12 protein-coding genes are annotated in these 14,154 nt (G+C 50.9%); all 12 read right to left on the reverse strand.

Going from position 1 to position 14,154, the window contains the following annotated elements; all coding sequences use genetic code 11:
* Positions 1–9: 9 nt before the first annotated feature.
* The 12 genes from EDM55_RS16280 to speB all read right to left on the reverse strand — a co-directional run bounded on the left by EDM55_RS16280 (position 10) and on the right by speB (position 14,145).
* The gene (locus EDM55_RS16280; protein ID WP_092268308.1) at positions 10–642 is read right to left on the reverse strand and encodes a TetR/AcrR family transcriptional regulator; all 633 of its coding nucleotides are present in this window, start codon (positions 640–642) and stop codon (positions 10–12) included.
* 254 nt (positions 643–896) lie between these two features.
* A complete protein-coding gene (locus EDM55_RS16285; RefSeq protein WP_092268454.1) occupies positions 897–2,039 on the reverse strand; it encodes an acyl-CoA dehydrogenase in 1,143 nt (380 codons plus the stop codon).
* A gap of 69 nt (positions 2,040–2,108) precedes the next feature.
* The gene (locus EDM55_RS16290; RefSeq protein WP_092268309.1) at positions 2,109–3,251 is read right to left on the reverse strand and encodes an acyl-CoA dehydrogenase; all 1,143 of its coding nucleotides are present in this window, start codon (positions 3,249–3,251) and stop codon (positions 2,109–2,111) included.
* Between the two features lie 32 nt (positions 3,252–3,283).
* Positions 3,284–4,135, reverse strand: a complete 852-nt coding sequence (locus EDM55_RS16295) for a 3-hydroxybutyryl-CoA dehydrogenase (protein ID WP_122960792.1) — start codon at positions 4,133–4,135, stop codon at positions 3,284–3,286.
* Positions 4,136–4,148: 13 nt separating this feature from the next.
* Entirely contained in the window at positions 4,149–5,327 is a 1,179-nt protein-coding gene (gene mmgA, locus EDM55_RS16300; protein WP_092268311.1) for an acetyl-CoA C-acetyltransferase, read from the reverse strand.
* 157 nt (positions 5,328–5,484) lie between these two features.
* On the reverse strand, positions 5,485–7,566 hold the full coding sequence (locus EDM55_RS16305; RefSeq protein ID WP_092268312.1) for a (Fe-S)-binding protein: 2,082 nt from the start codon (positions 7,564–7,566) through the stop codon (positions 5,485–5,487).
* Between the two features lie 303 nt (positions 7,567–7,869).
* On the reverse strand, positions 7,870–9,240 hold the full coding sequence (kamA, locus tag EDM55_RS16310; protein WP_122960793.1) for a lysine 2,3-aminomutase: 1,371 nt from the start codon (positions 9,238–9,240) through the stop codon (positions 7,870–7,872).
* Between the two features lie 184 nt (positions 9,241–9,424).
* On the reverse strand, positions 9,425–10,849 hold the full coding sequence (locus tag EDM55_RS16315) for a sigma-54 interaction domain-containing protein (RefSeq protein ID WP_092268314.1): 1,425 nt from the start codon (positions 10,847–10,849) through the stop codon (positions 9,425–9,427).
* 41 nt (positions 10,850–10,890) lie between these two features.
* On the reverse strand, positions 10,891–11,325 hold the full coding sequence (locus EDM55_RS16320) for a hypothetical protein (protein ID WP_122960794.1): 435 nt from the start codon (positions 11,323–11,325) through the stop codon (positions 10,891–10,893).
* An 80-nt stretch (positions 11,326–11,405) separates the two neighbouring features.
* Positions 11,406–11,855, reverse strand: a complete 450-nt coding sequence (locus EDM55_RS16325; RefSeq protein WP_246071021.1) for a YwiB family protein — start codon at positions 11,853–11,855, stop codon at positions 11,406–11,408.
* A 25-nt stretch (positions 11,856–11,880) separates the two neighbouring features.
* Positions 11,881–13,125 (reverse strand): MFS transporter, encoded by a 1,245-nt coding sequence (locus EDM55_RS16330; RefSeq protein WP_122960795.1) that lies wholly within the window; start codon positions 13,123–13,125, stop codon positions 11,881–11,883.
* Between the two features lie 150 nt (positions 13,126–13,275).
* The gene (gene speB / locus EDM55_RS16335; protein WP_122960796.1) at positions 13,276–14,145 is read right to left on the reverse strand and encodes an agmatinase; all 870 of its coding nucleotides are present in this window, start codon (positions 14,143–14,145) and stop codon (positions 13,276–13,278) included.
* Between the last annotated feature and the right edge of the window lie 9 nt (positions 14,146–14,154).

A 14,154-nucleotide genomic window follows, 5' to 3' on the forward strand; every position in this document is an offset into this window, starting at 1 on the left:
GATTCAGTTTTAGTCGGAGACACTGATTTCGCGCAGCAACAATGCTATCTGCTTTTCGGTGAACTCCTCTAGCGTATAGTGCTTGTGCAGAGCCCAGCGACGGAATACCCACATCTCGCCCAGAACCATGATGTTATCCGCCATGAGCTTGACGTGTTTTTCATCCAGACGCAGGGAGCCGTCATTAATTCCTTTGTGAATGATCTCTACGAAAACTTGTGCAATCGCTTCTTCACGTCCTAATACAAAGCGAAGCGTTTCTTTTGGCAGTGACTTGGCTTCCTGATAAATGAGCAAAACACGGTCGCTCATCTGGTCCATCACACGGATAAAGCTCTTTAGTGCGAGGGTCAAGATTTTCAAACCAGACCCGTTAAAGTTGATCGCTTCGCGCAGACGAGTCTCCATCTCCGCATGGATCGCATCACATACGAGGTACAGCACGTCCTCTTTGGATTCAATGTACTCGTACAAGGTACCAATACTAAAACCAGAAGCGCGTGCAATCTCTCTCGTCGTCGTTTTATGAAAGCCTTTATGAATGAACAAGTTGACCGCTGCTTCAACGATTTGTTCGCGGCGCTTCTCAATGAGCTTAGGATCCTTAACCAATGAAGGAATCGTTTTTCTTTTCTCGGACATGACCGATCCACCTTTTCCACCGACTGAGCGTTTGGTCAGACATTTCAAAAAAGTCAAGACAAAAAACACTCGTCTTTCGTATCTTATCGCAACCATTATACGCGAGTAAGACGAAGAAAGCCAAATCTTTCTTTTCCCAACCTACAGAAAGCGGACAGAAGCGAGAAGAATTGGCGGGAGCAGGTGAGACCTGCCCCCATGCACTCTTTTATGGTAATCGGTTATCTGATCAGCGCCTAGACTTTAGGGCTCGCCTATTCTTTCAATAAATAGTTGCTGATAACGACTCGCTGAATTTCGTTCGTTCCTTCATAGATCTGCGTGATCTTCGCATCGCGCATGAAACGCTCTACCGGATACTCACGCGTGTAGCCATACCCACCGAATACTTGAACCGCTTCGGTCGTGACTTCCATAGCTGTATCGCCCGCGAATACTTTGGACATGGCGGATGCTTTTCCATACGGCAGTCCTTGATCTTCCAGCCATGCTGCTTGGTAGGTGAGCAAACGAGATGCCTCGATCTTGGTCGCCATATCTGCCAGCTTGAACTGAATTGCTTGCAAGGAAGCGATCGGCTTGCCGAATTGATTGCGTTCTTTTGCATAATTGCGGGCCTGCTCGTATGCACCCTGCGCGATACCCAACGCTTGTGCGGCAATCCCGTTGCGTCCGCCATCGAGTGTCATCATGGCAATCTTGAAGCCCTCGCCCTCTTTGCCCAGCATGTTTTCAGCCGGAACGCGGACATCCTCGAAGTTGACCGCGAGTGTTGGCGAGGAACGAATCCCCAGCTTCTTCTCTTTTTTGCCCATCGTGAAGCCGTCCATGCCTTTTTCCACGATAAAGGCGGTAATGCCCTTGTGCTTAAGCTGTGGCTCCGTAACCGCAAACACGATGTAAATTTCGGCTTCACCGGCATTCGTGATGAAGATTTTGCTGCCGTTCAAAATATAGTGGTCGCCATCGCGGACAGCCGTGGTGCGCATACCTGCCGAGTCCGAGCCCGAGCCCGGTTCTGTCAGGCAATACGCGCCCATTTTCTTGCCTTCTGCCAGCGGACGCAAAAATTTCTGTTTTTGCTCTTCTGTACCGAATTTGTAGAGCGGCCAGCTCGCCAAGGATACTTGTGCAGACAACGTCACGCCGATGGATGCGTCCACACGGGACAGCTCTTCCACCGCGATCACATAGCTCAGGTAGTCGGCTCCTGCTCCACCGTATTGCTCAGGCCACGGGATTCCCGTCAAGCCCAGCTCAGCCATCTGCTCAAAAATCGAGCGGTCAAAGCGTTCTTCCTCGTCGCGTTCCGCTGCCGAAGGAGCCACCTGGTTTTCGGCAAAGTCACGTATCATTTTTCGCAGCATTTCATGTTCTTCCGTCAATTGGAAATTCATTTCTACCACTCCCCCGTGTGCTTTTCGGTCAGCCCGGACATCGAACGCGTCGACGGACATCCTCATTATTTAGTCAGCAAGCAAATGCTTGGCGATCACAATGCGTTGAATTTCGTTGGTGCCCTCGTAAATCTGCGTGACTTTTGCATCTCGGAAGAGTCGCTCTACCGGATATTCACGCGTGTAACCGTATCCACCGAAGATTTGCACGGCCTCTATCGCGAGCTCCATCGCCGTATCGGTTGCGAAGCGTTTTGCCATAGATGCTTCCAAGCCGCATGCTTTGCCTTGACTGCGCAGAGACGCCGCCTGATATACCAGAAGCTTTGCTGCTTCCGCCTTGGTCGCCATGTCAGCCAGCTTGAAAGCAACTGCCTGCTGCTTGCCGATGGACTGCCCAAACTGCTTGCGTTCTTTCGCGTACTCCGTTGCATATTGCACGGCTGCTTCCGCTATCCCCAATGCTTGCGCGGCAATTCCGATTCGCCCTGTATCAAGGTTGGCCATCGCGATGGTGAAGCCTTCTCCTTCCTGACCAAGCAAATTCTCGGCAGGGACGCGAGCGTTGTCAAATACCAGCTCAGTCGTATAGGAGCCGTGCAGCCCCATTTTCTTTTCCTTTTTGCCGACGGTAAATCCTGGAGTATCTTTTTCCACAATAAATGCGGAAATTCCTCTCGTTCCTTTCGACGGATCCGTAACCGCAAATGTGATGTACGTATCCGCTTCGCCGCCGTTGGTAATGAAGACTTTGTTACCATTTAAGATGTACGCGTCGCCCTGGCGAACAGCGGAGGTACGGATACTGCTCGCATCGGAGCCCGCATGCGGCTCAGTCAATGCAAACGCTCCCAGATACTTGCCTGCTGCAAGCTTGGTGACGTATTTGTGTTTCTGCTCATCGTTTCCGAAATAAAGAATCGGGTTGGTGCCTACCGATGTATGAACGGATAAGATAACGCCTACTGTCGCACTTACCTTGGATATCTCATGAATCGCGGTAATGTACGAGAGAAAATCCGCACCGGCTCCGCCCCATTCCTCCGCGATCGGGATCCCCATCAGCCCCATTTCACCCATCTTTTGCAAAATGTGGCGCGGAAACTGATCCGTCTCCTCCATGACCGGAACAAAGGGTGCGATTTCTTTTTGCGCAAAATCGCGAACCATTCGCCGCATCATTTCATGTTCTTCCTTCATTCGAAGATCCATGTCTAGTCCTGCCTTTCTGCCTCAATCATCTGTCAGTTGTAAACGTAGAACCCACGACCGGACTTCTTGCCGAGCCATCCTGCCTTGACGTATTTGCGGAGAAGCGGGCATGGACGGTATTTCGAATCGCCGAACCCTTCATGCAGCACTTCCATGATATAGAGACATGTGTCCAGCCCGATAAAATCAGCCAGCGTCAGCGGCCCCATCGGATGATTCATGCCCAGCTTCATCACTTCATCAATTGCCTCTGGGGTAGCTACCCCTTCGTACACGCAATAGATCGCTTCATTGATCATCGGCATCAGCACGCGATTGGAAACGAAGCCAGGGAAGTCATTGACGCTGACCGGCACTTTTTTCATTTGCTTGGAGAGGTCTTCTGTCAGCTGGTAGACCTCGTCTGCCGTTTGCAGGCCGCGAATGATTTCGACCAGCTTCATCACAGGGACCGGGTTCATGAAGTGCATCCCGATGACTCTCTCCGGACGCTTCGTTACTGCAGCGATCTCAGTGATGGGCAGCGAAGAAGTGTTGCTCGCCAAAATCGTATGCGGAGGGCAAACCTCATCCAGTTTGGAGAAGATTTGTGTTTTGATGGCCATGTTCTCCGTAACGGCTTCGATCACAAAGTCCGCGTCCTTCGCATCTGCCAAATCGGTCGACAGGATAAGACGGGACAATACCGCCTGCTTTTCCTCTTCACTGATGGAGCCTTTCTCCACGTTGCGCGTCAGGTTTTTCGTAATAGCAGCAAGCCCGCGCTCAACGAACTCCTGCTTGATGTCGTTTAAGTAAACGCGGAAGCCTGCCTGTGCCGATACTTGGGCGATACCGCTCCCCATTTGTCCTGCTCCGATAACCATGATGGTTTGTACGTTCATGTGAAGTGCCTCCCTATTCCACTTTAATCAGGACCGCATCACCTTGTGCGGCTCCGCTGCAAATCGCTGCTATGCCAAGGCCACCGCCTCGTCTTTTCAATTCGTAAGCAAGATGCATGATGATGCGCGCACCACTCGCTCCAATCGGATGACCGAGTGCAATCGCTCCACCGTTGACGTTTACCTTTTCTTCATCCCAGCCGACGATTTTGCCGCTCGTCAGGGTAACCGCTGCGAAAGCTTCGTTTACTTCAAACAGATCGATGTCTTCTAAAGCCACTCCGGTCTTTTTCAACAGCTTTTGGATAGCGAGGCCCGGGGTGGTCGCGATGTACGGCGCCTCCGCTCCTACCTCAGCGTGACCCAAAATGGTTGCAAGCGGCTTGATTCCAAGCTCAGCTGCCTTCGCATCCGACATGAGAACCATCGCCGCAGCGCCGTCGTTGATTCCCGGCGCATTTCCTGCTGTAATGGTGCCGTCCTTTTTATATACAGGCGGAAGCTTCGCCAAGCCTTCGAACGTTGTATCTGGTCGAGGTCCTTCGTCTTTACTGATAACGAGAGGATCTCCTTTTCGTTGCGGAATGCTGACAGCTACAATCTCATCGGCGTAGAGTCCATTTTCCATTGCTCGAGATGCACGCTGCTGGCTGCGTAATGCCCACTGATCCTGAGCTTCCCGCGTAATGTCGTATTCATCGGCCACATTGCTGCCATGAACTGCCATCGGAACTTGGTCAAACGGACAAGTGAGACCGTCGTACATCATCAGATCACGAACCGTTGTATCACCCATGCGCATTCCGTACCGGGCATCTGGAAGGGCATACGGAGCATTGCTCATGCTCTCCATGCCTCCAGCTACGATGATCTCTCCGTCCCCTGCGCGAATGATCTGATCTCCCATTGTGACAGCACGCATCCCGGAAGCACAGACCTTGTTGATGGTTTCACTCGCAACGTCCCACGGCAATCCCGCTTTGCGCGCTGCCTGACGAGAAGGAACCTGACCCGCTCCAGCCTGTACGACCATGCCCATGATGACTTCATCCACTTGCTCGCCAGATACACCAGAGCGCTCCAATGCCTCTTTGATAACGATTGCCCCTAGTTCAACAGCAGACAAAGGTTTTAATGCTCCGCCAAACTTTCCAAAAGGGGTTCTTGCCGCTCCGACAATCACTGTTTTCATCGCACGATCCCTCCACTTCGTTTTATATGACCGAGCGTTCGCTCATTTCTTATATACTCATTTTGCCGTTTGGTGCCACAATAGTCAATGTATTTAGAAAGAAAAAAGCTGCCTGCACTGACAGCAGCACAGCTTTTCTCCCTTGAGGCTTGCGGATTTAGATAGCGTCTGCCAGGATCTCCGCTACGTCACGCGTTTTTACCTCGTCTTCTTTTTCTTTCGTTTTCACACCGTCGTTCATCATCGTCAGGCAATACGGGCACGCACTCGCGATGGCCGTCGGATTGACTTCCAGCGCCTGCTCGGTGCGCGTCACGTTCACGCGGGAGCCTTCATGTTCTTCCATCCACATCAAGCCGCCACCCGCGCCGCAGCACATGCTGTCGCAGCCACTGCGCTTCATTTCGAGCACTTCTACGCCCGGAATAGCTTCCAGGATGACGCGCGGTTTGTCGTAAATCTCGTTGTAACGACCCAAATAGCAGGAATCGTGATACGTAATACGCTCGTTTACTTCCTTGGTCGGTTTTAGTCGGCCTTCTTTAACCCACTGAGCCAACAGCTCGGAATGGTGGTAGACTTCTGCCTGCAGGCCAAACTCTGGATACTCGTTTTTAAACGTATTGAAAGCATGCGGATCGCAGGTCACAATCTTCTTTACTTCATACCCTTCAAACAGTGCGATATTTTCCTGAGCCAGCTGCTGGAACAGAAACTCGTTTCCGATGCGGCGCGCGGTATCGCCAGAGTTTTTCTCCTCGTTTCCGAGAACGGCGAACTTCACACCTGCTTCGTGCATCAGTTTGACAAAGGCTTGCGAGATTTTTTGGCTGCGCAGGTCGAACGATCCCATCGAGCCTACCCAGAACAGGTACTCGAATTCCTCTACTTGCTTGACGGTCGGAACCTCGTACTCTCCATTCAAGCCCTCGATCCATTTCATCCGGTCTTTGCGATTGATCCCCCACGGATTGCCTTGACGCTCGATGTTGTTCAAAGCGCGCTGGGCTTCCGCTGGCATGCTGCCTTCTGTCATGACGAGGTAACGGCGCATGTCGATAATTTTTTCCACGTGCTCGTTCATCACCGGGCATTGGTCTTCACAGTTGCGACAGGTCGTACAAGCCCACAGCTCCTGCTCCGTGATGACATCTCCAATCAGGTTCTTTTCGTAGACTGTTGCAGCTGCAGCGCCTTCAGCGGTCGCAGCTACTTCGGATGCTTGCATCGCGATTTGGTTCGCTTGGGTATTGGCAAATGCAAAGCTTGGCATCCAAGGCGTACGGGATGTGACCGCCGCCCCTTTTTCCGTCAGATGGTCGCGCATTTTTGTAATCAGGTCCATCGGGGACAGCATTTTACCGGTTCCCGATGCTGGACACATATTCGTACAACGTCCGCACTCCACACAGGCGTACAGATCGATCAGTTGTGTTTGGGTAAAGTCCTCGATCTTGCCGACACCGAAAACTTCCTGGGTCTCGTCTTCAAAATTGATGCTCGAAAGCTTTCCTGGCGGGTCCAGCTTTTTAAACCAGACGTTCACCGGAGCAAACAGCAAGTGTGCGTGTTTGGACTGCGGCACGTAAACTGCAAAGCCGAGCAAAATGATCAAATGCGCCCACCAGAAAATGTAGAACAGGACGGCACTAGCTGTCGTTCCCACCCCGATCGCAGAGAAGAGACTGGCGAGAACCGAAGAAATCGGAGCAAAACCAGAAGGCTCATGACCAAGCCAGATCTGCTCAAATGCGAGTGAGAGCAGAACCGAAGCCATCAGGGAGGAAATCAGCAGCAGCACAATCCCTGATTTGAAGCCGCGTTTCAGGCGTTTCAGCTTTTCGATGTATCGGCGGTAAAAAGCGTAGCCAACTGCAGCCAAAATCAGGAACGTCGTGATCTCCTGCATCAGGCTGAAGTACTTGTGAGCGCTGCCAAACGGAAGCTCAAAGCCCTTCGACAGCCCTTTGATCACCAGCTCGATCGCACCGAATTGCAAAATGATAAAGCCGTAGAACATGACTACGTGCATAACGCCGCTCTTTTTGTCCTTCAAGAGCTTCTTATGAAAAATGACGTTGTCCAGCAGCAGATTGATGCGTGCGCCAAAGTCATCTTTCACTTCCGGCTTTTTACCCAGCTTGATGAACAAATACCGGCTGTACACAACATGTCCGGCCAAGTAAAGTCCATAAGCAAGCACCAGGAAAAAGGCAATCAGATTAATAAGTGCCAGCATGATTCTACTCCTCCTCCAATGATCGAGTTATCTATTTGTTTTATTTTATCAGAATCATCTCAGAAAATGAATGACTATTCAGTCTCTAGGGCATTCTTTTTCTGAAAAATAAAACAAAACTGAGCGGTCGCTCAATTGTGATTATGCTATGATCTTACCACACTTATCGTCGGTCAACCATACTAAAAAGTGGGCCTTCGTAAACTTGGCTCGGTCAAGCCTTTGGGAAGGGCCCATACTCATCTGTAAAAGAAAAACAGTCGCCTGGACGTGCCAGACGACTGCTTTTTCAGGTGCAATCTCTTACTTCCCGGATACTTCTTTTGAAGCAGCATCCGATTCTACCGTTTTCTTCTGCTTTTGCTCTTTTTGCTCACTGCGCACATCAGCCAAGGATTTGACCTTCGTCGCCTTGATACGCTTGTTACGTGGCAGATCGGTAGGCTCCAGGTTGTCTGCCTCATCCTGCATAAGCGCCGCGATCCCGACCGCTTTTCCTTTGGCTGCCTGGCAGTATTCGCAGTTTTCTTCGTCGTGCTCATGATATTGCTTTGGTTCTGGATAGGAGGTAATGACACCCTCGAAGTTGCGCAGAACGACTTTATCGGATGCCTGCGAGATAATGTAGTTCGGGCTCACCGGGATTTTACCGCCGCCGTGTGGAGCATCGACTACGAAGGTTGGTACAGCGTAGCCAGAGGTATGGCCACGCAGGTGTTCAATGATCTCGATACCTTTGCTGACAGGTGCGCGGAAGTGGCCGATCCCCTCTGACAGGTCGCATTGATAGATATAGTATGGACGGACGCGGATTTTCACCAGATCCTGCATCAGTTTTTTCATCGTATTGGGGCAATCGTTGATACCAGCCAGAATAACAGCTTGGTTCCCCAGCGGCACACCTGCGTTCGCTAGCATCTCACAGGCCTGTTTTGCTTCCAGTGTAATTTCTTTTGGATGGTTAAAGTGTGTGTTTAGCCAAACTGGGTGATACTTTTTCAGGATATTGCACAGGTTTTCGGTGATGCGTTGTGGGAATACCACAGGCGCACGAGTACCGATACGGATGATTTCCACGTGCTCGATTTCACGCAGGCTGCTGATGATGTATTCGAGTACACGGTCGTTGATCAAGAGACCGTCTCCACCGGACAAAAGAACGTCACGGATTTCTGGAGTACGACGAATATAGTCAATACAAGCATCCAGCTGTTTCTTTGGCACGCCCATTCCGATCTGGCCGGAGAAGCGGCGACGAGTACAGTAACGGCAGTACATCGAGCATTGGTTGGTTACCAGAAACAGGACGCGGTCTGGATAGCGGTGAGTCAGACCAGGAACAGGAGAATCCTCGTCTTCGTGAAGCGGGTCTTCCATGTCGTATTTGGTGCGGACCATTTCCGAGGAAAGCGGAACGGACTGCATGCGTACAGGATCGCTCGGATCATCTGGATCCATCAGGCTGGCGTAGTAAGGAGTGATGTTCAATGGGATGGTCTGGGTGGAAATACGTACGCCTTCTTCTTCTTCAGGAGTCAGATTGACTACCAGCTTGAGGTCATCTACGGTTTTAATGGTGTGGGTCAGCTGCCACATCCAGTCATTCCACTGTTCGTCGGTAACGTCTTTCCAGAGCTCAATATCGCGCCAATTGCGCTTCGTTACTACTGCCATGGTTTGTTACATCCCCTCTCGTCAATAGTGAAGCAATTGTCATTCACTCGTTGAACAAGAGATGCAAGGGTCGTGCCAATCAAATCAAAAAATTTAGAAAATAAGGAATAGAGCGGTTTGTCGGCCTCCAGCTGTGCTTTGCGCTCCTGCTTCCCCTCTAATTAGTATGCCGAAATTTCGGCAGTTAATTGAGAGGGTTTGCCCGTTGATTCAGCTTGTATTGCAGGGTCTGCCGCGGAATTCCTAGCAGCTTGGCTGCTCGAAGGACGTTTCCCTCCGTCGTTTTCATGGCATCCTGAATTACGTGCTCCTCTATCTCCTTCAATAGATCCGGGAGAGTTCTGCCTGCTCCGGGCTGCAGCAGATTTGTCGGGACGACCTGCTCCGCCTCGCTTTGTCCCAACGGCCGCTCCAGCAAGTGCGGCGGCAAATGCTCCATGTCAATCGTAGTACCTTCGACCATGTTCATCGCTGCCTCTACGACATGCTCCAATTCCCGCACGTTTCCTGGCCACGAATAGGAACGAAACAAACGATCCACCTCGCTGCTGAAAGCCCGTACGTTCATGCCAAACTGCTGATTGAATTTCTCGAGAAAATGGTTCGACAATAGATGGATATCTTCCCTGCGATTTCGCAGCGGTGGCAGCTCAAACGATACCACGTTGATGCGATAGTACAAGTCCGTACGCATCAGCCCTTGCTGAACAAGCTTTTGCGGAGGCTCGTTGACGGCTGCGATCACACGAACGTCGACTTTGCTTTGCTGACTGCCGCCGATCCTGCGAATCTGCCCATCCTGCAATACCCGAAGCAGCTTTGCCTGTAAATCCAGCGGCATGCTGTTCAGCTCATCCAAAAACAATGTCCCTCCATCTGCTAGCTCAAACAGACCCGGTCTGTCATCTGCCCCCGTGAAGCTCCCTTTCGTTGTACCGAATAACAGGCTTTCCAATAACGACGAAGGGAGCGCCGCACAGTTTTGCGCAATAAAGGGCTTGCTGCTGCGTGACGACGCTTGGTGAATCGACTGGACGAACAATTCCTTACCAGTACCCGTCTCTCCGTAAATCAACACGGGCGAGGAAGTACGAGCGGCCCTGCGAGCACGATCTTTCACCAGATCCATCTGCTCGCTGCAGGTCAAAATATCATCAAAGTGAAAGGAGAGCCCATCCTTTTGGTTCTTGGTTCGCTTGGGCTTGCTGATCTTCGCCTGCAAATCGACCAGTCGCTCCGACAATTCTTTCAGCTTTCCGATATCCTTGGCTACTTCGACTGCTCCAACCAGCCTTTTGCCAACGCGCACAGGCAAGGTCGTATTGATCGTTTCCACCCTGACGCCTTTCCAGTTTTTATAGACCTGCGGCTGATTATAGATCGATTCGCCGCTGTCTATGACCCGGAGCAAAGTACTGGATTCACGATCCAGCGAAGGAAATACCTCTAATAACGGCTTTCCCAGCACCTCCTCCGAGGTGAGGCCATCGAGCTTGGAGGCTACGTGATTGTAAAAAATCGTGATTCCGTTTGCGTCTACCACGTGTATTCCTTCATCAATCGCTCCCAGAATTGCCTGCAACATTTCTACTGTATCTGACAAAGGCATCCGCGTACTCACTCCTTTAAGCCCATGCTGCCAAAAAATCATCACAATGCCGAATATTCGGCACATTTCATTTTTAGTGATCGAGAGCGCAGCCTGTGTATTTGCACCGCAAGCATGCCCGTGTATATTAGGTGTCCCAGCACCCAAATCAAAAAAGCCATCCATGATAAATCCGCGCCGCTGAGAAAACTGAATGGGAAAAATAGAAGGGCAAAGGCCAGCATCCAGTACAAGCTGAATTTGATCTCCCGCCCTTTGCCGGACCGAGGATAGACGAATACCCACACACAGGCGATCGCCACACTAATGAGAAGATGGATCAACAGCTCCACGACAGACGGGAGGTTTTCCATGCCGGGAACATACCCAACATCGATCAGCACCGAGAATGTCCGCGTACCAAACAGTCCATCACACAAAGCTAAAAATCCTGCAAGAACGAGACCAGCCAGGAGTCCGTTACCCACTACGAACATCAAGCAAACCTCCTTTTCTTCCTGAAGGAGTACTTCCATTGTACGTGTAGAAAACCGCCCTTGCCAAGGACGGCTTATTTTTATTGGATTTGTATCGTCAGCTCGTGTTCACCGGCATATTGCTCGTTCATCCACAACTGATAAGCCAATTCCACGCGTGCAGGCATCTGCTGTTCGTAGCGAATCCGCAGCCTGTTGGTATGCGTTTCCATGGCGAATGGACCATACGGACTTTGATAGCTGGCATGGGTGCTCGCCCCTTTTTCAAACTGCTGGCGCGTAGAAACCCCGCCCTGCCGAACAAGCGTGATGGATTGCTCCGTCAGCTTGAGAGTCGTGCTGACTTCTCCCGCTCCTTCTACCTGCTCTTTATAGGTCAAATACCAGGCCCCGATCTTTTGTACGCATTTTCCTTCATAGGTATGAGTCGTCTCCTCCCATTCACCATCGACCCGGTGTTTGGCAGTCAATTCGATTTTCACATCTTGCATAATCGCTTCCACACTCCACTTTTTCTTCCTGTCCACCATCGTTTACATCCGTTCATTTTACCCTTCAACTCTCTTCGCTTGCAACAGCAGCCTGAGTGGAAGCTTCTGCGAGCATGGACCGCATCGTGATGGCGATACCGACAGCAGCCAGCAGCAGCAGTCCTGCCAAGACCAAATATCCCGCACCCGCCCCAGTATAATCAATCATCGTGGTAAAGCCACCAATCAACACCAAGCGCATCATCATGCCGACGGAATTGAAAAAGCTCATGACCCGCCCCATAAAGTGCTTCGGAACGATGGTCATATAGAGGGACTGTCTGATCAGCCGCACCGAAGCGTTACACCAGCCGTAGACCATATAGGAAGCAACCAGCGCCCATCCATACGGCAATGAAACCATCGCTACGATCACGATAGCGAATAGCAGCGTGTTGCCGACAATCGCCGAGAGCTGCCCCATTTTCGCTACGAGAAGAGATACGAGGATACCCGCTGCTACGGCCCCAATCGCATAGGCCATTTCACCAAGGGAAAAGATCGAGACATCCGCCTTCAGGGTCTGACTCACATAGACCGGCTTTAACAGATTGCTCGCCATGATTGCGATGAAAGGCATCATTGCGGAAATGCCAAAGACCATAAACCCTCGTTTCTCCCGTATGTACCGCCAGCTTTGCCCGAGCTGTCCCAGCCAGTTTACTCCTTGGTTTGCTTTTGCCTCGCCCTCTAGCGTGAAAGTATACTTCATGGTGGACAAAAGTCCAAAGGCAAACAGATACGTCAAGGCGTTAAAGAGGATTACGATATGCAATCCGTACGAGTTTAACAAGAATCCGGCAACCCCGCCTGCAAGAACAGATGCCGTCTGTCCTTCAATCTCAAGCAGGCTATTGATGCTATTGTAATGCCTTGGTTCAAAGCCCTCCTGAACCAGCGCAGATTGAGCCGGGTAATGAATTTGATACATAAAAGTCGTCACGAGATAAATGGCGATCAGCATCCACTCCACGTACGAGCCGAAAAATCCCCAAATAGCCAAGGCTCCTAACACACTAAAGCCGATCAGGTTCTCCACCAGCAGCATTTTTTTGCGGGAGAAACGATCGATCAATGTACCGATGTACGGGCCAATAAAGAACATGAGCACCGCAGAAGTGAACATCGTGCTGCCCAACAGCTGGGCGGATCCAGTCTTTTCTACCAGGTACCATGCAATCCCGATCATCGTCATGCCTTGACCAAACCCGGAAAACAAGTTGGAGAAAAACAGTTTGCGAAAATCTACGTTCGCGAATACCTCTTTCATCGGATACAACTCCCCGTCACAGCTTCTCGAGATCATCGTACCTTTATAATTATATTTTGTAAACAAAAATGTTTAAAAATATTCTGCAATCGAAATTGGAAACAAAAACGCCCCCGGAGTAGGTATCCGGAGACGTATATTGATCGTCTGTTATTTTACAAAGCTCAGCAGCAGCTCGCGCACGATTTTGGATGCAACGATTTGCGTCATTTCACTGTGGTCGTATACAGGCGCTACCTCTACCAGGTCGCAGCCGATTACGTTTGCCCCGTTGTTTGCCATGAAATGAATCGTGTCCAATAGCTCGCGGGAAGTGATGCCGCCTGCTTCTGTCGTACCTGTACCTGGCGCGTGAGCCGGATCGAGTACATCGATGTCGATCGTCAGGTAAATCGGGCGGTTGCCGATCGTTGGCAGCACCTTTTTTACTGGCTCCAGCACATCGAATTTTGTCAGGTGCATGTTTTCCTTCGCCCACTCGAACTCTTCGCGCATACCGCTGCGAATACCGAACGAGTACACGTTTTTTCCACCGATCAGGTTGCACACCTTTTTGATCGGAGTGGAGTGGGAGTACTGATAGCCCTCGTAGTTGTCACGCAGGTCTGTGTGCGCGTCAAAGTGGAAAACGACCATATCCTTGTACTTTTCATAAACCGCTTGGAAAACGGGCCAGGAAACCAAGTGCTCTCCGCCCAATCCGAGTGGGAACTTGCCATCTTTCAGGATCTTCGCCACGAAATTGCGGATCATGTCCAGGCTGCCTTCCACATTCCCGAAAGGAAGCGGAATATCGCCTGCATCAAAGTACTTGATGTCTTCCAGAAGTCTGTCGAGGTACGGGCTGTACTCTTCCAGACCGATGGATACTTCACGGATACGGGCAGGGCCGAAACGGGAGCCTGGACGGAAGCTAACCGTCCAGTCCATTGGCATTCCGTAAATAACCGCTTGGCTCTCTTCGTAGTTTCCGTGGCTACGGATGAAGACATTGCCAGAGTATGCTTCGTCAAATCGCATGCTTCGTCG

The sequence above is a fragment of the Brevibacillus centrosporus genome, assembly GCF_003710815.1.
GTDB lineage: Bacteria > Bacillota > Bacilli > Brevibacillales > Brevibacillaceae > Brevibacillus > Brevibacillus centrosporus.